Annotated in this window: 16 protein-coding genes; 11 read left to right on the top strand and 5 right to left on the bottom strand. The window is 63.6% G+C overall.

The window, feature by feature from the left end:
• The first annotated feature begins 108 nt into the window (after positions 1–108).
• On the top strand, positions 109–441 hold the full coding sequence (gene cutA, locus HV744_RS19785) for a divalent-cation tolerance protein CutA (RefSeq protein WP_175151118.1): 333 nt from the start codon (positions 109–111) through the stop codon (positions 439–441).
• Positions 434–2,305, top strand: a complete 1,872-nt coding sequence (gene dsbD, locus HV744_RS19790) for a protein-disulfide reductase DsbD (RefSeq protein WP_175151119.1) — start codon at positions 434–436, stop codon at positions 2,303–2,305. Before cutA ends, dsbD begins: the two co-directional genes overlap by 8 nt.
• A gap of 30 nt (positions 2,306–2,335) precedes the next feature.
• On the opposite strand, the gene hemB is transcribed toward dsbD, so the two are convergent.
• Positions 2,336–3,334, bottom strand: a complete 999-nt coding sequence (gene hemB, locus HV744_RS19795; protein WP_175151120.1) for a porphobilinogen synthase — start codon at positions 3,332–3,334, stop codon at positions 2,336–2,338.
• 250 nt (positions 3,335–3,584) lie between these two features.
• Positions 3,585–4,238, bottom strand: a complete 654-nt coding sequence (gene yihA, locus HV744_RS19800; protein WP_175151121.1) for a ribosome biogenesis GTP-binding protein YihA/YsxC — start codon at positions 4,236–4,238, stop codon at positions 3,585–3,587.
• Positions 4,239–4,454: 216 nt separating this feature from the next.
• Between yihA and HV744_RS19805 the strand changes: the two genes are divergently transcribed.
• The 5 genes from HV744_RS19805 (at position 4,455) to msrQ (ending at position 10,557) form a co-directional block, all read left to right on the top strand.
• The gene (locus HV744_RS19805) at positions 4,455–5,108 is read left to right on the top strand and encodes a c-type cytochrome (RefSeq protein ID WP_175151228.1); all 654 of its coding nucleotides are present in this window, start codon (positions 4,455–4,457) and stop codon (positions 5,106–5,108) included.
• A gap of 116 nt (positions 5,109–5,224) precedes the next feature.
• On the top strand, positions 5,225–7,438 hold the full coding sequence (locus HV744_RS19810) for a cytochrome c biogenesis protein ResB (protein WP_175151122.1): 2,214 nt from the start codon (positions 5,225–5,227) through the stop codon (positions 7,436–7,438).
• A gap of 4 nt (positions 7,439–7,442) precedes the next feature.
• Complete coding sequence (gene ccsB, locus HV744_RS19815) at positions 7,443–8,654, top strand: c-type cytochrome biogenesis protein CcsB (RefSeq protein ID WP_175151123.1); 1,212 nt, start codon at positions 7,443–7,445, stop codon at positions 8,652–8,654.
• A 196-nt stretch (positions 8,655–8,850) separates the two neighbouring features.
• Positions 8,851–9,846, top strand: coding sequence for a protein-methionine-sulfoxide reductase catalytic subunit MsrP (gene msrP / locus HV744_RS19820; protein ID WP_175151124.1), 996 nt, complete (start codon positions 8,851–8,853; stop codon positions 9,844–9,846).
• A 9-nt stretch (positions 9,847–9,855) separates the two neighbouring features.
• Positions 9,856–10,557, top strand: coding sequence for a protein-methionine-sulfoxide reductase heme-binding subunit MsrQ (gene msrQ, locus HV744_RS19825; RefSeq protein WP_175151229.1), 702 nt, complete (start codon positions 9,856–9,858; stop codon positions 10,555–10,557).
• A 96-nt stretch (positions 10,558–10,653) separates the two neighbouring features.
• Here the strand turns inward: msrQ and lysA are convergent, their stop codons facing one another.
• A complete protein-coding gene (gene lysA, locus HV744_RS19830) occupies positions 10,654–11,916 on the bottom strand; it encodes a diaminopimelate decarboxylase (RefSeq protein ID WP_175151125.1) in 1,263 nt (420 codons plus the stop codon).
• A 9-nt stretch (positions 11,917–11,925) separates the two neighbouring features.
• A complete protein-coding gene (gene lptM / locus HV744_RS19835) occupies positions 11,926–12,267 on the bottom strand; it encodes an LPS translocon maturation chaperone LptM (protein ID WP_175151126.1) in 342 nt (113 codons plus the stop codon).
• A gap of 35 nt (positions 12,268–12,302) precedes the next feature.
• On the opposite strand from lptM, the gene cyaY reads away from it, so the two are divergent.
• On the top strand, positions 12,303–12,620 hold the full coding sequence (gene cyaY, locus HV744_RS19840; protein WP_175151127.1) for an iron donor protein CyaY: 318 nt from the start codon (positions 12,303–12,305) through the stop codon (positions 12,618–12,620).
• A 170-nt stretch (positions 12,621–12,790) separates the two neighbouring features.
• Here the strand turns inward: cyaY and HV744_RS19845 are convergent, their stop codons facing one another.
• Positions 12,791–15,202 carry a penicillin-binding protein 1A gene (locus HV744_RS19845; protein WP_175151128.1) on the bottom strand — a complete coding sequence of 804 codons (2,412 nt, stop codon included), beginning with the start codon at positions 15,200–15,202 and terminating at the stop codon, positions 12,791–12,793.
• A gap of 256 nt (positions 15,203–15,458) precedes the next feature.
• On the opposite strand from HV744_RS19845, the gene pilM reads away from it, so the two are divergent.
• Genes pilM through HV744_RS19860 form a run of 3 tightly spaced genes read left to right on the top strand, consistent with a single transcriptional unit; the run spans position 15,459 to position 18,102 of the window.
• Positions 15,459–16,451 carry a type IV pilus biogenesis protein PilM gene (gene pilM / locus HV744_RS19850; RefSeq protein WP_175151129.1) on the top strand — a complete coding sequence of 331 codons (993 nt, stop codon included), beginning with the start codon at positions 15,459–15,461 and terminating at the stop codon, positions 16,449–16,451.
• Entirely contained in the window at positions 16,448–17,185 is a 738-nt protein-coding gene (locus HV744_RS19855) for a fimbrial assembly protein (protein ID WP_175151130.1), read from the top strand. The genes pilM and HV744_RS19855 overlap by 4 nt, the downstream gene beginning before the upstream one ends.
• The gene (locus HV744_RS19860) at positions 17,182–18,102 is read left to right on the top strand and encodes a hypothetical protein (protein ID WP_175151131.1); all 921 of its coding nucleotides are present in this window, start codon (positions 17,182–17,184) and stop codon (positions 18,100–18,102) included. Before HV744_RS19855 ends, HV744_RS19860 begins: the two co-directional genes overlap by 4 nt.
• The last annotated feature ends 63 nt before the right edge of the window (positions 18,103–18,165 follow it).

Here is an 18,165-nt window from a genome sequence, read left to right on the forward strand (position 1 = left end):
CAGTGGCCAATTCCCAATGCCGTACGCATGCTGCGCCACCGTCTGCGGCGTCACAGGGCTAGGTGATACCATATCGGCACCTGAATCGTGCATTGCCGGAGTTTTTTTGTGAGTGTAAATGTGACCTTGATTCTGACCACGGTACCGGATGCGGCCGTCGCTCAGAAGCTCGCCGCGGATGCGCTGGCCGCGCGCTTATGTGCCTGCGTCACACAGCTAGGCAGCGTGCAGTCGAGCTATCACTGGCAGGGCACGATCGAAGCCGCGCAGGAAATCCAGTTGCTGTTCAAGACGAGCGCCGCCCGCGCGCTGGAGCTTGAGCAGTACATTCAGGCTCACCATCCCTACGACACGCCGGAAATCCTCTCGTGGCAAGCGACGGCATCCGCCGCGTACGGCCAGTGGATCACTGCTGAAACCCAACGTCCTCTCCATGTTTAACGGTCTCGACCGACGCGCGCGCCATGCGCTGCGCACCGCGTTCTTCCTGCTCGGCTGCTTGATCCTCGCGCAGTTCGGCACGCTTGCCCGCGCCGCGGACGACTTCCTGGATCCGGCCGTCGCGTTCAAATTCAGCGCGACCGAGAAACCCGGCGAAGTCGCAGTGACGTACAAGATCGCCGACGGCTACTACATGTACCGTGAGCGTTTCGCTTTCGCGACCCGCAATGGCACGGCTACGATCGGCGAGCCGCAATTGCCGGCTGGCCACGTCAAGTTCGACCAGACCTTCAACAAGAACGTCGAGACTTACCGTAACGAGCTGACGATCCGCATCCCGGTCAAACAGGCGGCGGGACCGTTCGATCTGGCGGTGACGTCGCAGGGCTGCGCCGATGCGGGCATTTGCTATCCGCCGATGGAGCGCGTGTACCACGTGAGCGGCGAGGCCTTGCAGGCCGCCGGCAGCGCGGCAGCCACTACGGCTATGCAGCAATCCGCCGCGGCCGACGAGTCCTGGTATGAGCGCGCCACGAGCGCCGACTATGCGCAGTCGCTGCTGCAACGCGGCGGCTTGTTCGCGATCATCGGGCTTTATTTCGTCGCCGGCGCCGTGCTCAGTCTGCTGCCGTGCTCGTATCCGATGATTCCGATCCTGTCGGCGATCATCATCGGTGAAGGCGCGCGGGTGACGCGTGCGCGCGGTTTCGCGTTGTCGCTGGCGTATGTGATCGGCATGGCGCTCGTATACACGGCGCTTGGCGTCGCGGCGGCGCTCGTCGGTCAGAGCCTCGGCGCCTGGCTGCAAAACCCATGGGTACTCGGCGCGTTCGGTGTCCTGCTGACGATTTTCGCGCTGACGTTGATCGCCGGTTTCGACATCGCGCTGCCTCAGCGCTGGCAGGACGGTGTTTCGCGTGCGTCGACCGGGCGCTCCGGCGGCAAGTTTGCCGCGGTTGCGGTGATGGGCGCGCTGTCCGCGCTGGTGGTCGGCGCCTGTATGACCGCTCCGCTTTTTGCCGTGCTTGCGTTCATCGCGCATACCGGCGACGCCGTGCTCGGCGGCGCAGCGTTGTTCTCGATGGGGCTGGGGCTCGGCGTGCCGCTCTTGATCGTCGGTCTTGGGGCCGGCACCTTGCTTCCGCGCGCGGGTGCATGGATGGATGACGTCAAGGTGTTCTTCGGCGTCGTGCTGCTAGCGGCGGCGCTGTGGATCGTCTGGCCGGTGCTCGGCGCGGCTGCGACGATGTTGCTAAGCGCGGTGTGGTTGCTGGTCGCCGCGGCTTCGCTCGGGTTGTTCTCGGCAGCGGTTGTCGGCGCGTCCGTATGGCGCCGGCTGGGCCGAGGGATCGGTGCGGCGTTGGCAGTCTGGGCAGCGGTGCTGCTGGTCGGTCTGGCTGCGGGATCTTCCGATCCTCTGCGACCGCTTGCCGTGTTGGCCGCGCGGGGCGGCGAGGCTGGCGTCACGAATGCCTCCAATGGGCCGGATACGGCGCCGCGGAGCGATTTGACGTTCGCCCCGGTTCGCTCATCGAATGAACTCGACCAGGCCGTCAAAACGGCTGCACAGCCCGCCATGCTTGATTTCTACGCGGACTGGTGCGTCAGCTGCAAGGAGATGGAGAAACTCACCTTTAGCGACCCGCGCGTTCAGGCGAAATTGAAGCAGATGAACCTGCTACGCGCCGACGTCACTGCGAACAACATTGACGATCAGGCGCTGCTCAAGCGTTTCAGCCTGTTCGGGCCGCCGGGGATCATTTTCTTCGATCAGGGCGGCAAGGAAGTGTTGCGCGTCGTGGGCTATGAGTCCGCGGATAAATTCTTGCGTACGCTGGATCGGGCGGGTGCGTCGGGGGCGTAACCAAGCCGCCCCAAAAGGCGGCTCGTCAGCTTATTTCTGCGAGCGCAAAATCCGCGCGGCATCCAGCGCGAAATACGTCAGCACGCCATCCGCGCCAGCGCGCTTGAATGCCAGCAGCGATTCCATCATGACCCTGTCGTGATCGAGCCAGCCGTTTTGCGCGGCCGCCTTCAGCATTGCGTATTCGCCGCTGACCTGGTACACGTAAGTCGGGAACTGGAACTCGTCCTTCACGCGCCGCACAATATCCAGATACGGCATGCCCGGCTTGACCATCACCATATCCGCGCCTTCGTTGATGTCCGCTTGCACTTCGCGCAGCGCTTCATTCGAATTGGCCGGGTCCATCTGGTAAGTCATCTTGTTGCTCTTGCCGAGGTTCGTCGCGGAACCGACAGCGTCGCGGAACGGGCCGTAGAACGCGGAGGCGAATTTGGCCGCGTAAGCCATGATGCGCGTATGGATAAAATCCTCGCTCTCGAGCATTTCGCGGATCGCGCCGATGCGGCCGTCCATCATGTCCGAAGGCGCGACGATGTCGACGCCCGCCTCAGCTTGCGCACGCGCCTGTTCGACGAGAATCTCGACGGTCTCGTCGTTGATCACATAACCGGTTTCGTCGAGCACGCCATCCTGACCGTGGCTCGTGTACGGATCGAGCGCGACATCGGTGAGCACGCCCAAATCGGGGAAGTTCTTCTTCAATTCGCGAACCGCGCGCGGGATCAGACCGGCCGGGTTGGTCGCTTCGCGGCCATCGGGCGTCTTCAGCGAAGGCTCGATCGCGGGAAACAGCGACAGCACCGGCACGCCCAGTTCAACGCATTGCTCGGCGACGCCCATCAGCAGATCGACCGACACGCGCTCGACGCCCGGCATCGACGGTACGGCCTGCCGCACGTTGGTGCCTTCGACGATGAACACGGGGTAGATCAGATCGTTGGTGGTGAGGATGTTTTCCCGCATCAGGCGACGCGAGAAGTCGTCACGGCGCATGCGGCGTGGACGGTAGTGCGGGTAGAAGCTCATATCGGATCGAAGATCGTGGATGTGTGGAGTGGACAAGTAACGCCTGCCTCCGCTCCCGGAAACTTTTCGAGACAATGGTATATCATACCGATCGAGCAAGGCGCCTTGCGCTGACCTCCCCGCTTCTCCTCCCTGAGCGGGTGCCTGTCGTTTTTTCGATTAGGCTGTTTGACCCGCCGTTTAAGCGGCGGGTTTTTTTATGGGCGGTCGAAAATGGCGCGTTTGCCCGATCGAAGCCACGCCGCCGCGCTTACTGTGCGGCGTCCGTTTCTCCCTTCGCATCGGGGATCAGCCAGCTTTCGATCAGCGCGTGCGCTTCGTCGATCCCGACGCGCTTGAGCGCCGAGAACAGTTGCGCGGTCAGCTCGCCCTGGTAGCCGGCGGTGCGATATTCAGCCAGACCTTTCTGCGTCGCGCGCAACGCGTTCACGCTTTCCTGGCGCGTCAATTTGTCACATTTGGTCAGCAGCGTGTGGATCGGCTTGCCGGTCGGCGCGAACCACTCGATCATGCGGCGGTCCAGATCGGTCAGCGGGCGGCGCGAGTCCATCATCAGGATCATGCCGCGCAATTGCGAGCGCGATTGCAGATACGTGGAGAGCAGCGCTTCCCAGTGAGCCTTGGCCGCGCCCGGCACTTCCGCGTAGCCGTAACCCGGCAGGTCGACCAGATGCGCGGTCGGCTCGTCCGCGTCGCCCACCGAAAAATAATTGATGTGCTGCGTGCGTCCCGGCGTCTTACTGGCGAAAGCCAGCCGCTTCTGATTGCACAGGATATTGATGGCCGTCGACTTGCCCGCGTTCGAGCGTCCCGCGAAGGCGATCTCGGGTTGCGCGGTGGCCGGCAGGTCGCGCAGGTGATTGACGGTCGTGAAAAAGCGGGATTGGTGGAGCAGGAAGGACATGATCAGGCCAGGATTCGAGACGCCGGGGAACCCGGAGTGGGGACGGGTCAAGCCCGACTGGCGTCTTAGGGATTAGCGAGTTATTGTACAATACGATGGTTTACTGAAAACCTGAGGGGGCCGGCCCGCGTGCCTTGGCGGCTCCTGGCGGTCACTCGGTCACCGTCGTATTTTGCAAAACCTCTAAAATCCCACAAGACGAGACAGGGTGTGCGAATGAATCGACTGAGCAAGACTCTGATGATGCTTCATGTAGCGGCAGGTCTTTCAGGTTTGGCAATTCAGGCACGAGCAGCAGATCCGGCAAAGCCGGACGTCAATCGGGGACAGGCAATCGCAGTGCAGGTATGCGCGTCGTGTCACGGTGCAGACGGCAACAGCGCCGGCGGTGCATATCCGAAACTGGCGGGCCAGCACCCTGAGTATCTCGTCAAGCAGCTTCAGGACTTCAAGATCCAGTCGGGCGCCAAGCAGCCCGCGCGCAACAATGCGATCATGGCGGGTATGGCTGCGGCGCTGTCCGAGCAGGACATGGTCAACGTCGCTGCTTTTTTCGCGACACAGACCCCGAAGCCCGGCTATGCGCATAACAAAGATACCGTCGCGCTCGGTCAGAAGATTTATCGAGGCGGGATCGCCGACAAGGGCGTGCCGGCATGCGCAAGCTGTCATGGGCCGACCGGTCAGGGGATTCCGTCACAGTTTCCGCGTATGTCGGGGCAGTGGGCGGAATACTCGGTGGCGCAGCTGAGCGCGTTCACTCAAGGTCCTGGCGCACGCAACAACAACGAGGCGATGCACGCCATTGCATCGCGTCTGTCGGACAGCGAGATCAAGGCTGTATCCGATTACATTGCGGGCTTGCGTTAAGAGGGTCCGCACGCAGGTGCAACCGGCCCGGCGGGTCGGTACAAAACAAGAAAAGGGTGAGGGCGTCGTGCGTACGACAGCCCTTCACCCTTTTTTGCTGTTCAGCCGGAGTATGAATGAGCGTCACCACGTCGGGTTTGCAGTCGAAGTCGAGCAATCGCATCGTGCGCAGCGTCGTCGAAGTATTGAGTTCGATGCGTTTCGCCATTGCGCTGCTCGTGATTCTGTCGATCGCCAGCATCATCGGCACCGTCCTCACGCAGGACGATCCGTATCCCAACTACGTCAATCAGTTCGGCCCGTTCTGGGCGGACATCTTCCGCTCGCTGAGCCTGTACACGGTGTACAGCTCGTGGTGGTTCATGCTGATTCTCGGCTTCCTGATGGTGTCGGTGTCGCTGTGCGTGATCCGCAATGCGCCGAAGATGATCGCCGACGCGAAGAGCTGGAAGGACAAGGTCCGCGAAGGCAGCCTGCGCGCGTTCCATCACAAGGGCGAGTTCGCGGTGCACGGCACGCGCGCGCACACCTCGGCGGTGCTCGCCAAACTCTCGACGAGGCTCGGCTATAAATTCGTCACGCGTGAGTCGGACGGCGCGACGCTGATCGCCGCGAAGCGCGGCGCGTTGACCAGGTTCGGCTACATCTCCGCTCACCTTGCGATTGTCGTGATCTGCGTCGGCGGCCTGCTCGACAGCAATCTGCCGATCAAGCTGCAAATGTGGCTGTTCGACAAGTCGCCGATCCGCGCCAACACGGTGATCAACGAGATCCCGCCGGAACATCGCCTGTCGCAATCGAACCCGACTTTCCGCGGCTACGCGTGGGTGCCGGAAGGGCAGCACGTGTCGACCGCGATCCTGAACCAGCCCGACGGCTCGCTGATCCAGGACCTGCCGTTCTCGATCGAGCTGAACAAGTTCATCGTCGACTACTACTCGACGGGTATGCCGAAGCTGTTCGCGAGCGACATCGTCGTGGTCGATCACAAGACGGGTGCGCGCGTGCCGGCGCGCGTCGAGGTGAACAAGCCGTTCACGTATGACGGCGTGTCGATCTATCAGTCGAGCTTCCAGGACGGTGGCTCGCAGATGCAGATGACCGCCTACCCGATGTCCGGCGCGAGCGCGAAGACCTCGCCGTTCGGCGGCACGATCGGCGGCGATGCGCCGCTGAACTCGGCCACGCCGCTCGCCGACGGCCAGACAGTCGAATTCACCGACTTCCGCGCGATCAACGTCGAAAATGTCTCAAACGGCAACGGCCAGACCGATGCCCGCGGCGTCGCCGTGCATCGCTCGCTGAAAGAAGCGTTCGACGAGCGCCTTGGCTCCGGCGCGAAGACGTCGAAGCCGCTCGATCTGCACAACGTCGGCCCCTCGGTGCAGTACAAGGTGCGCGGCAAGGACGGCCAGGCGCGCGAATACAACAACTACATGCTGCCGGTCGACGTCGCGGGCGAGAAGATGTTCCTCGCCGGCATGCGGCTGAATCCGGACGATCCGTTCCGCTACCTGCGCATTCCCGCCGACAGCGGCGGCACGGTCAAGGAATGGATGAATCTGCGCGCGACGCTGGAAGATCCGGCGATGCGTGCCCAGGCCGCGCAGCGTTTCGCGCTGCGCTCGGTGCCGGGTTTGAATGCCGAACTGCAGCAACATCTCGAGGAAAGCGCGCTGCGCGTGCTGACCCTTTTTGCCGGTGCGGATAATACGATCAAGATGCCGAACGGCCAGGCGGTCGGCGGCTTCCAGGCGATTGCCGGCTTTATCGACCATTCGGTGCCCAAGGGCGAGCAGGAAAAGGCCGCGGGCCTGTTGCTGCGCATGCTGGAAGGCGCGACGTGGGACCTGTGGCAGCTGTCCCGCCAGAAGCTCGGCGAGCCCGAGGCGCAGGCCAACGCGGACGCGAGCCGCTTCATCCAGAGCTCGATCAACGCGATATCCGACAGCTTTTTGTATGGATCGCCGGTCTATTTGCAGCTTGACTCATTCAAGCAGGTGCAAGCTTCGGTATTTCAGTTGACGCGCGCGCCGGGCAGAAAAGTCGTGTATCTTGGCAGCCTGCTCCTCGTGTTGGGCATCTTTTCGATGTTCTACGTGCGCGAACGGCGCCTCTGGTTCTGGCTCAAGGATACCGATCACGGCACCAATGTCGTCATGGCGATGTCGAGCGCGCGCAAAACGCTCGATTTCGAAAAGGAGTTCGTCCAGACGCGCGATGCCGTAGGCGCCGCGCTGGGCGTGAAACTCGCGGAAGCAGTTGAGGCCGGCGGCAAGCCTGGCAATGCCGGCGCGCCGTCCGCAAGCTCACAAGATTCGACCCGGTAAGATCATGGACTTGACTCAGGTTTCCTCATCCTCTTCTTCAGCCTCGCGGCCCGATAAGGCGTTCGCGAGCGAGACGCTCAACGTCTCGCGATATGACGAGCGGCCGTTTCTGAAACGGCTCGGCATCGTCGACTGGCTGTTCGCCCTCGCGATGGTCGCGGGCGCCGGGTTCGCGCTGTCGCGCTATTACCCGTTCATGGACTACTACGACAAGCTGGTGCTGGTGTGCGCGGTGCCGGTCTTCGTCGTGCTCGGCTGGCGCTGGAAGCCGGTGCGTCCGCTGATGGTGGGAATCGCGGCGCTGTCGCTGCTGGCGATCCAGATCTACCAGGGCGATCTCAGCCGCGCGGATAACGCGTTCCTCCTCAAGTATTTCCTGTCGAGCCAGTCCGCGATTCTGTGGATGAGCGCACTGTTCGTATTCGCCACCGTGTTCTACTGGATCGGCCTGCTGTCGCGCTCGCCGACCGGCGCGGCGATCGGCTCGAAGATGACGTGGGCCGCGGTGGTGATGGGCTTCGTCGGCCTGATGGTGCGCTGGTACGAGTCGTACCTGATCGGCGCGGACGTCGGCCATATTCCTATCTCGAACCTGTACGAAGTGTTCGTGCAGTTCAGCCTGATCACCGCGCTGTTCTATCTGTACTACGAGCAGCACTACAACACCCGCGCGCTCGGCGCATTCGTGCTGCTGGTGATCAGCGCCGCAGTCGGCTTCCTGATGTGGTACTCGGTCGCGCGCGACGCGCAGCAGATCCAGCCGCTGGTGCCGGCGCTGCAAAGCTGGTGGATGAAGATTCACGTGCCGGCGAACTTCATCGGCTATGGCAGCTTTGCGCTGTCGGCGATGGTCGCCGTCGCGTATCTGGGGAAAGAGCGCGGCGTGCTGGCGGACCGCCTGCCCGCGCTCGACGTGCTCGACGACCTGATGTACAAGTCGATCGCCGTCGGCTTTGCGTTCTTCACGATCGCGACGATTCTCGGCGCGCTGTGGGCCGCGGAAGCCTGGGGCGGCTACTGGAGCTGGGATCCGAAGGAAACGTGGGCGCTGATCGTCTGGCTGAACTACGCGGCCTGGCTGCACATGCGTCTGATGAAGGGCCTGCGCGGCGCGGTCGCGGCATGGTGGGCACTGACCGGCCTGCTGGTGACGACCTTCGCGTTCCTCGGCGTCAACATGTTCCTGTCAGGCCTGCATAGCTACGGCAAGCTGTAGGATCCGCCGCTCTGGACCGACCAAGAACCGCCGCGTGCTTTCGCACCGGCGGTTTTTTTATGACTGACGGAATATTTGCTGCATCGAACGTGTTCGTCATGGCGGTACCTATGGATGACCGGACGCGTCTGGACGAGCGATTATCAAAATGGCCCCGTGAGATGCACAGACCGATGGGCCGGCAAGGAGCAGCACGATGTGGGTCAAGCGAAGCGACAGAATGCGACTCATCGGCGACGACATCGCACGCAGCGAAATCACGCCGCAGCGTGTCTTCGAGAACCGGCGGCGCGTGTTGCAGGCGGCTGGCGCGGTGGCGCTCGGCAGTCTGATCGGCGGGAGTGGCGAGGCGCTGGCGGCTTATGCGTCGCCGGACCCGAAGGCGCAGAAACTGGCGGCGACGGCCAACGCGAAGTTCGTCGCGCTCGACAGGATCACGCCGTACAAGGACATCACCACGTACAACAACTTCTACGAGTTCGGCACCGACAAAGCCGATCCCGCGCATAACGCCGGGACGTTGCGGCCGCATCCGTGGAAGGTGAGCGTCGAGGGTGAGATCAGGAATCCGAAGGTGTACGACATCGACGAACTGCTCAAGCTCGCGCCGCTCGAAGAGCGCGTGTACCGGCTGCGTTGCGTCGAAGGGTGGTCGATGGTGATTCCGTGGATCGGCGTGCCGTTGTCGGAGTTGATCAAGCGCGTGCAGCCGACCGGCAATGCCAAATACGTGCAGTTCATTACGTTGGCCGATCCGTCGCAAATGGCTGGGCTCTCGACGCCCGTGCTCGACTGGCCGTATTCCGAAGGTCTGCGCATGGACGAAGCGATGAATCCGCTGACGCTGCTGACCATGGGTCTCTACGGCCAGGTGCTGCCCAATCAGAACGGCGCGCCGGTGCGCGTCGTGGTGCCGTGGAAATACGGCTTCAAGAGCGCGAAGTCGCTGGTGAAGATTCGCTTCCTCGACAAACAGCCGCCGACCAGCTGGAACACGTATGCGTCGACCGAATACGGTTTCTTTTCGAACGTGAACCCGAACGTCGATCATCCGCGCTGGAGTCAGGCAACCGAACGGCGCATCGGCGATGACGGTTTCTTCACGCCCAAGCGCAAGACGCTGATGTTCAATGGTTACGGCGATCAGGTCGCGTCGCTTTATCAGGGCATGGATCTGAAGAAGAATTTCTGAGGCGCGATGATGGCTTCGGATACGCAACCGGTTGTCCCGACCAAACGCACGACGCAGCGCGCGCAAGCGTCCGCATCGGCATCGGCGAAAAAGCGGCCCACCGTCGGCGCGCGCTGGATCGTGCCGGCCAAAATCGCGGTGTTTATCGCGGCATGGTATCCGCTCGCGCGCATCGTGTTATTCGGCATGACCGACCGGCTCGGTGCGAATCCGATCGAGTTCATCACGCGCTCGACGGGCCTGTGGACGCTCGTCTTTCTCTGCATCACGCTGGCCGTGGCGCCGTTGCGCCGGCTTACCGGCGTCGCTGCGTTCGTGCGTTTTCGGCGCATGCTCGGGCTCTACACGTTCTTCTACGCGACACTGCATTTCACCACTTACCTCTGGTTCGACAAGTGGTTCGACGTGGCGGCTATTCTCAAGGACATCGGCAAGCGGCCGTTCATCACCGTGGGCTTCGCCGCGTTCGTGCTGCTGATCGCGTTGGCCGTAACGTCGCCGCGCGCGATGGTGCGCAAACTCGGCCGCCGCTGGCAGACGCTGCATCGCGCGATCTATGCGATCGGCGCGCTCGCGATCCTGCACTTCTGGTGGATGATGGCGGGCAAGCACGACCTGCTGTTGCCGAAGATCTACGGCGCGATCATGGTGGCGTTACTCGGGTGGCGTTTGATCGTCTGGTTGCGTGAGCGGAAGTTGAACGCGCGTTGACGATCTCGTTGTGCGTCGATTACTGCGCGTAAATGGAGAAAAGGCGATGCCTCACTGGCATCGCCTTTTTTCATGTTGCTGCGTAGGCGCCAAGGTTTACGCCGGCAAGATCGCTTCACCCGCAAACAGCTGCTTGACCTCTTCGCGCGCGCGGACCACATGCACCTGTGTACCATCGACCATCACCTCGGCCGCGCGCGGACGCGTGTTGTAGTTGGAACTCATCACAAAGCCGTATGCGCCGGCCGAGCGAATCGCCAGCAGATCGCCCGGTTCGACCGCCAGCAGGCGTTCGCGGCCGAGCCAGTCACCGCTTTCGCAAACCGGGCCGACCACGTCGTACACGTGGGCCGGCACGTCGCGCTTAACGACCGCGTCGATCGCATGGTACGCCTCGTACATCGCGGGGCGTGCGAGATCGGTCATCGCCGCGTCGACGATGACAAAATTCTTTTCCGCGCCCGGCTTCAGAAACTCGACACGCGTGAGCAGCACGCCCGCATTGCCGACCAGCGAACGGCCCGGCTCGAAATACACTTCACGATGGCCGTGACCGCGCGCTTCGATGCGCTCAAGCACGGTACGCACGAACTCGCCGATCTCCGGCGGGGTTTCGTCGTCGTACGTGATGCCGAGACCGCCGCCCACGTCGATGTGGCGAATCTTCACGCCGTCCTGTTCGATCTGCTCGACCAGTTCCAGCACCTTGTCGACCGCGTCGAGATAAGGCGCGACTTCGGTGATCTGCGAGCCGATATGGCAGTCGATGCCGACCACTTCGAGATTCGCCATCGCGGCGGCCGCCTGATACGTGGCGCGCGCGTCTTCGAAGGCGACGCCGAACTTGTTCGACTTCAGTCCGGTGGAGATATACGGGTGCGTCTTTGCGTCGACGTCCGGATTCACGCGCAACGACACCGGCGCCTTCTTGCCCATTTCCCCAGCAACCGCATTCAGGCGATCGAGCTCAGGAATCGATTCGACGTTGAAGCATTTGACGCCGGCCGCGAGTGCATCGCGCATCTCGTCCGCGTTTTTGCCGACGCCCGAAAATACAGTGTTCTCCGCTTTGCCGCCGGCGGCCAGCACGCGCGCCAGTTCGCCGCCCGACACGATGTCGAAGCCGGCGCCGAGGCGCGCGAACACGTTCAGCACCGCGAGATTGCTGTTGGCCTTGACGGCCACGTGCACGCTCGCGCGACGGCCGGTACAAGCGCCCGCATACGCGTTCCAGGCTTCGGTGAGCGCGGCGCGCGAATACACGTACAGCGGCGTGCCGAACTGTTCGGCGAGGAAGACGGCGGACACGCCTTCGGCGTGCAATACGCCGTCGACGTAGTCAAATGCGGGTCGAGTCATGCGAAAGTCTTATTGAACGGGGGGGACGGCGGAGGCGGGCAGCGGGGCCGCGGCACCGGATGCAGCGGAAGCGGGTGGCGTGGCGAGTTCGCTTTCCGGCGCCAGCGAGAGCGGCGTGCCCGAGGTATCCGGCACGGTGCTCATGTCGGTGGCGGTTTCCGAAGCGGGATGCGCGTCTTGCGGCGGCGTTTGCGTGCGAGAGGCCGGCGGGGCCGGCAGCGGCGGCACGGTGGGCAAATAGAGCGAGCCGCGTTGCCCGCAGCCGGCAAGTGCACAACCTGCGAGAATGGTTAAAACCGCTACAATCGCGCGGCCGGGCGCCGCCGCGCGCATCCGAGTTACGACTCGCATGACTGTCCCTGAATAAATAATCGATGGAGTTTAGCATGTCCGATAGTGATTACCTGACCCGCGCGGAAGCTGCGCTAGCCGCCATCGAACGCGGTCTCGACTACACCGACGCCGACATCGAACTCGAGCGCAGCGGCAACGTCCTGACCCTCGAATTCGAGAACCGCACGAAGATCATCGTCAACCTTCAGCCGCCGAAGAGCGAGATCTGGATCGCGGCGAAAGCGGGTGGTTTTCACTTCCGGTTTGTCGATGGCGAATGGCGCGATACCCGCAGCGGCACCGAGTTTTTCGCCGCGCTGTCGGAATATGCGACGCAGCAGGCCGGCGAGCCGGTTCACTTCGAGGCGTAATAAAAGCCGCGGCTCGGGTGGGTGCGAGAGCCGCAGGTTCGCTCGCTCGCACGTTCGCGCTTGAATGCTCGGGCGGGCGCCCACGTGAAGCCGGGTTTAGCCGCCCAAAACAAAACCGCCGCGCATCGAATGCGGCGGTTTTGTGTTTTCTGGCAGATCACGACGATGCGTCAGTGTCCGCGGAACAGATTCATGATGTCCTGCTTCTCCTGCTCACCGATCTGCTGAGGCGCAGCCGCAGCCGCGGCCGCGGCCGCACCGCTCGCTTCAGCGTCCAGCGTCGCCTGACTGACGCCGACCGTCGCGATGAAACCGTGCCCCGGCGTGAAGTCGTCGAAATAAAGCTCTGAGCCGATTTCGTTCACGTCGTCGGGTTGAGGCATCTTGTACTCCGGCACGCCTTTGAGCGCGCGTCCCATGTACTCGATCCACACCGGCAACGCGAGGCCGCCGCCGGTTTCCTTGTCGCCGAGACTGCGCGGGTTGTCGTAGCCGATCCACGCGATCGCCGCGAGCGTGTGCTGATATCCGGCGAACCACGCGTCGTGCGAGTCGTTGGTCGTGCCCGTCTTGCCGGCGAGATCGGTGCGCTTGAGCATGTTGCTCTTTGCGCCCGTGCCGCGCTGCGCGACGCTCTGCAGCAGACTGTTCATCACGTACGCATTGCGCGGCTCGATTGCGTGCGGTGCGCTTTGCGTGGCCACCAGCGGCTGCGCATGCGCGACCACGATGCCGCGCTGATCGGTGACTTCGGCGATCAGATACGGATTGACCCGGTAGCCGCCGTTGGCGAACACCGAGAACGCGCCCGCCATCTGCAACGGCGTGACGAGGCCCGCGCCGAGCGCCATCGGCAGATAAGCCGGATGACGCTCCGCGTCGAAGCCGAAACGCGTGATGTATTGCTGCGCGTACTTCGTGCCGATATGGTTCAGGATGCGAATCGACACCAGGTTCCTCGACTTCTGCAGCGCGGTGCGCATGGTCATCGGACCATCGAAACCGCCGCCGTAGTTCTTCGGCTCCCACGCCTGGCCGCCGGTTTCGGCGGCGCTGAAAAAGAGCGGCGCGTCGTTGATCACCGTGGCCGGCCCGAGTCCCTTTTCGAGCGACGCCGAATAGATGAACGGCTTGAAGCTCGAACCCGGCTGACGCCACGCCTGGGTCACGTGATTGAACTTGTTCTTGTTGAAGTCGAAGCCGCCGACCAGCGCGCGAATCGCGCCGTCTTGCGGGATCACCGAGACGAACGCGCCTTCCACTTGCGGCAATTGCGTGATCGACCAGTCGCCGTCGTCGTTCTTCGCGAGCCGGATGATCGCGCCGGGCCGTATGCGCTGATTCGGCTGCGCGCGCGCACCGAGCGCGAACTGCGCGAAGCGCAGGCCGTCGCCCTGGACGGTCGCGACATTGCCGTCGATGAAGGTGGCCTGCACCTGCTTCGGGCTCGCCGCAGTGACGACAGCGGCGATGATCTCGCCGTTGTCCGGATGTTCGAGCAACGCGTCGTCGATCGCCTGCTCGCGGTCCTGCGCATCGGACGGCAGATCGATGAACGCCTCCGGACCCCGATAGCCGTGACGGCGTTCGTAGTCCATCAGACCTTTGCGCAGCGCCCGGTAAGCGACGCCCTGATCGGCCGAGTCGATCGTGGTCACGACGTTCAGGCCGCGCGTGTACGCTTCTTCGCGATACTGCGCGTACATCATTTGCCGCACCATTTCCGCGACGTACTCCGCGTGCACGCTGAACTCCTTGCCTGCGCCCTTGACGACGAGCGTCTGTCTGCTTGCCTCGTCGTATTGTTCCTGGGTGATGTAGTGCAATTCGTACATGCGCTGCAGGATGTACTCCTGACGCACCTTCGCCCGCTTCGGATTGACCACCGGGTTATACGCGGATGGCGCCTTCGGCAGACCGGCCAGCATCGCCGACTCCGCCAGCGTCAGATCCTTCAGGTCCTTGCCGAAGTACACCCGTGCCGCGCTGGCGAAACCATACGCGCGCTGACCGAGATAGATCTGATTCATGTACACCTCGAGAATCTGATTTTTCGTCAGCTTCGACTCGATCTTGTACGCGAGCAGCATCTCGTAGATCTTGCGCGTGTAGGTCTTCTCGCTCGACAGGAAGAAGTTGCGCGCCACCTGCATCGTGATCGTGCTGGCGCCCTGAGTGGCGTGGCCGTTGGTCAGCGCAACGATGCCGGCGCGCGCGATGCCGGTGAGGTCGACGCCGCCGTGATCGTAGAAGCGCGCGTCTTCGATCGCGAGGATCGCCTTCTTCAGACTATCGGGCACGTCCTGGATATGCACGATGTCGCGCCGCTCTTCGCCGAATTCGCCGATCAGCACATGGTCGGCCGTGTAGATACGCAACGGCACCTTTGGCCGGTAGTCGGTCAACGCGTCGATCGAGGGCAGATTCGGCGTGGCGACGACCAGCGCGTAACCGAGCACCAGCAGCACGCACAGAATGCCCGCGACGATCAGACCGACAAAGCCGAGGGTGAGCTTGAGCCAGAGCGGGCGTTTGCGCTTGTGCGGCGCGGGCGGCGGGGACGTATGAGACGTGGATTGCATATGTGCACCAAAAAACAGTCCCGCGATTATAGCCGCCTCGCTTTTTAAGCTTTCGGCCTGCTTACGGACAGAGCTGGACAGGTCTGCGCACGCGGCGCGGGAATGACTTCACTGTAGTCGCTTTGATCGCGTGCGGGGCGCGGCTTGCTCAACGTTAGCCATTCGGCTGAGTGTCGCGCGGCGGCGCGGCTACGCACAATTCTCCCTCGTAACTCGCGTTCGAATGGTTCGTCGCGTGAGTCAGAGGGAGGGCGTGATGGTGTTCAAAAATACGTGGCTTCAAGCTGTGCGATCAGGCCGGCAGCGGTTTGCCGCCGGGATCGATGTTGGTTCGCAAAACGTGCGTCTGGTCGTGCTGAGTCAGCGCTCGCGCGCACGCGGCGCGCTGTATCTCGAATACGTCAATACCGTGCCGCTAGCCGCCGGTGCGATGGCCGGCACCGAGATTGCCGACCGCCAGGCGGTGGCGCGTGCGTTGCGCGACGCGTTTGCCGGTCTGCCGCGCGCGTGTGCGACGCACGCGTTGCGATGCGCGATGGCGCTGCCCGCGTCGGCCACGTTGACCACCACGGTGCCGCTCGCGCGGCTTGTCGCGCAGAGCCATTGCGCGGAAGACGGTGGGCATGCGCTGGCCGAACTGGAGCCGGCGGTGATGGGCGAGGCGGAGCGCATCGCGGGCCGCGAGAGGCACGCGCTGGCCGTCGACTGGTTTGTCGATGACACGCCGTCGCCGATCCGTTCGGTGAAGATCGCCGCCACTGCACGCCAGCATCTCGAAGCGCGTATGGAATGCGCGGCGACCGCGGGGATCTCGCTGACCGCTGTCGACGGCGAGCCGCATGCGGCGCTGCGCGCGATGCGTTACGCGGCGAGCCGCGAGCTCGATCCGCACGAGCCGTATGTGGGGTTGTGGATCGGCACGGACGGCGTGTACGGGTGGCGCATCGTCGACGATTGCATTGCCGGCGAAATGCGTTATCCGGCGCCGGAGCACGCCGATCTCGCCGACGCGCTGCGCGACCTTGCCCACGGTCCCGTGCTCGATTGCGCGTTGGTGAGCGGCGAAATCGATCTGCTCGACGGCGTGGGCTTTTCGCTCGCGGATATCGCGGACGTGTTGGGCTGCACGGTGCTGCCGTTCGAATGCGCAGTGCTGGGCGGCCTCGTGCGGCCGCTGCGCGATGAGTTGCTGCACGAGCCGGCCGGCGCGGTTGCGTTCGGGCTTGCGTTGCGCGGGGTGTTCGAATGACGCGCGGTGTTTCGCTTTTGCTTTCGCACTCGGCCGGTTCGCCCACGCCAGATCCATCTCTATCGCGCGGTGCGCACTTCGCTCAGCCTTGGCTTGGCGGTTTCAATCTGCTGCCCTACAGGCAACGCAATGCGCGGCTCGCGCGGCGTCGTCGTGTGCGCGAATGGGTTGCTGCGGCGTTGGCCGGTTGTGCCGCGGTCCTCGCGTTGGCAGCGTGGCAGGCCTTCGAGAAGACGCGCCTCGATGCACAGCGCGCGTCGCTCGAACATTCCCTCACACAACTGACCGCGCCGCTCGCGGAGCACGCGAAATTGCAGCGGGCGCAAGACGAGTTGCGAAAAAACGCGGCGCGCGCGACGAGCTTGTCCGAGCCGCTCACGCATCTGTTCGATCTGCTCGAAGCACTGAGCTTCGAGCCGGGTGACGGCGTGGTGTTACGGCAGTTGCGCCAGCGCGAGCACGAGACGGAGTTGCTGGCGACGTCGCGCGGACATATCGCTTCGGCCGAATGGCTCAAGCGTTTGAGTGCGATCCACGGCGTGAAGGGTGCGGAGATGAGCGACCTGCATCGCCCGACAACGCGCGGCAGCGCGCCTGCCGATGAAAGCATGAGCGGTCCGGTCGAGTTCGGCGCGCATCTGCGCTGGAACGAGCCGGCGCCGAAAGCCGCTCACCTGGCCGGGGCCGCGGCAGCGCGTCTTGTGAAGTCCGAATCATCAAGAGGTGTGAAATGAGTACGATCTTTGTCGAGTCAGGCGGCGCGGCAAGCGCTCAACTTTCTCTTTCCCATTGGATCAAGCGGCTGCGTGTGCCGCCCGATGCCTGGAGCCTGCGCCGCCGCTGGCTGGTCGCGTTGCTGATCGCCGGGTTGGTGTTCGGCCTTGGCGCGCATGGCTGGATCGTCGCCGATCTCGCCGGAGTCGAGGCGAGCCGTGCCGCGTTGACGGCCAGCGTTCAGCGTCTCGCGGACGCGAGGCGGGCGCTCGCGCAATTGCCCTTGTTGCGCCGCGCAGCCGCCACTACCGCAGTCGTGCCTTCGGCCGCGCCGTGGAGTTCCGCTGACGACGTGCGCATCGTCTCTGAACTGGCTGCGCAGAATAGCGTCGCGTTGCTTGCGGTGGAGCCGGGTGCCGTAGTTGGTGAGGGTGTCGAGCGCATGCGCCCCGTGCAGCTCACCGCGCACACGGACTTCGTTCATCTGATGGCGTTTCTGCATGGACTGTCGGACCTGCCGGTGCTGATCGTCCCTGTCGATGTGACCGTTAAACAGGAGGCCGCGTCGTTGGCGGTGAGCGCGACGCTGCGCGTGTTCAGTGCGCTGCGGCCGGTGTCTTCAAATGACGCCGCGCACGCGTTTGACGGCGCGAGCCTCGATTCGGACGACGACGAAGACATCGTGTTCTTCGACCCGTTTTCGCTGCCGCAGATGCAGGCAGCCGACGAGCTGCCCGATGCTTCGCAACTGCGTCTGGTCGGCGTGCTGCGCGATCGCACACGGGGAATGGCCTTGCTCGATACGCCGGACGGCGCGACAACCGTCGTCGCCGGACAGCAGCTTGGCGCCGAGCGCGTCACGCGGCTCGACGCGCTCGCCATCACGCTCGCGCGAGGCGGCACGACGCGCACGCTCGCGTTGGCGGAGGCTTCGTGATGGGAAGATTAATGAAGCCATCCATCGCGACGTGCGCGCGCGCCGACACTCGTGCATCGCCCG

Origin of the sequence: Paraburkholderia ultramafica (genome assembly GCF_902859915.1) — a bacterium.
Lineage (GTDB): Bacteria > Pseudomonadota > Gammaproteobacteria > Burkholderiales > Burkholderiaceae > Paraburkholderia > Paraburkholderia ultramafica.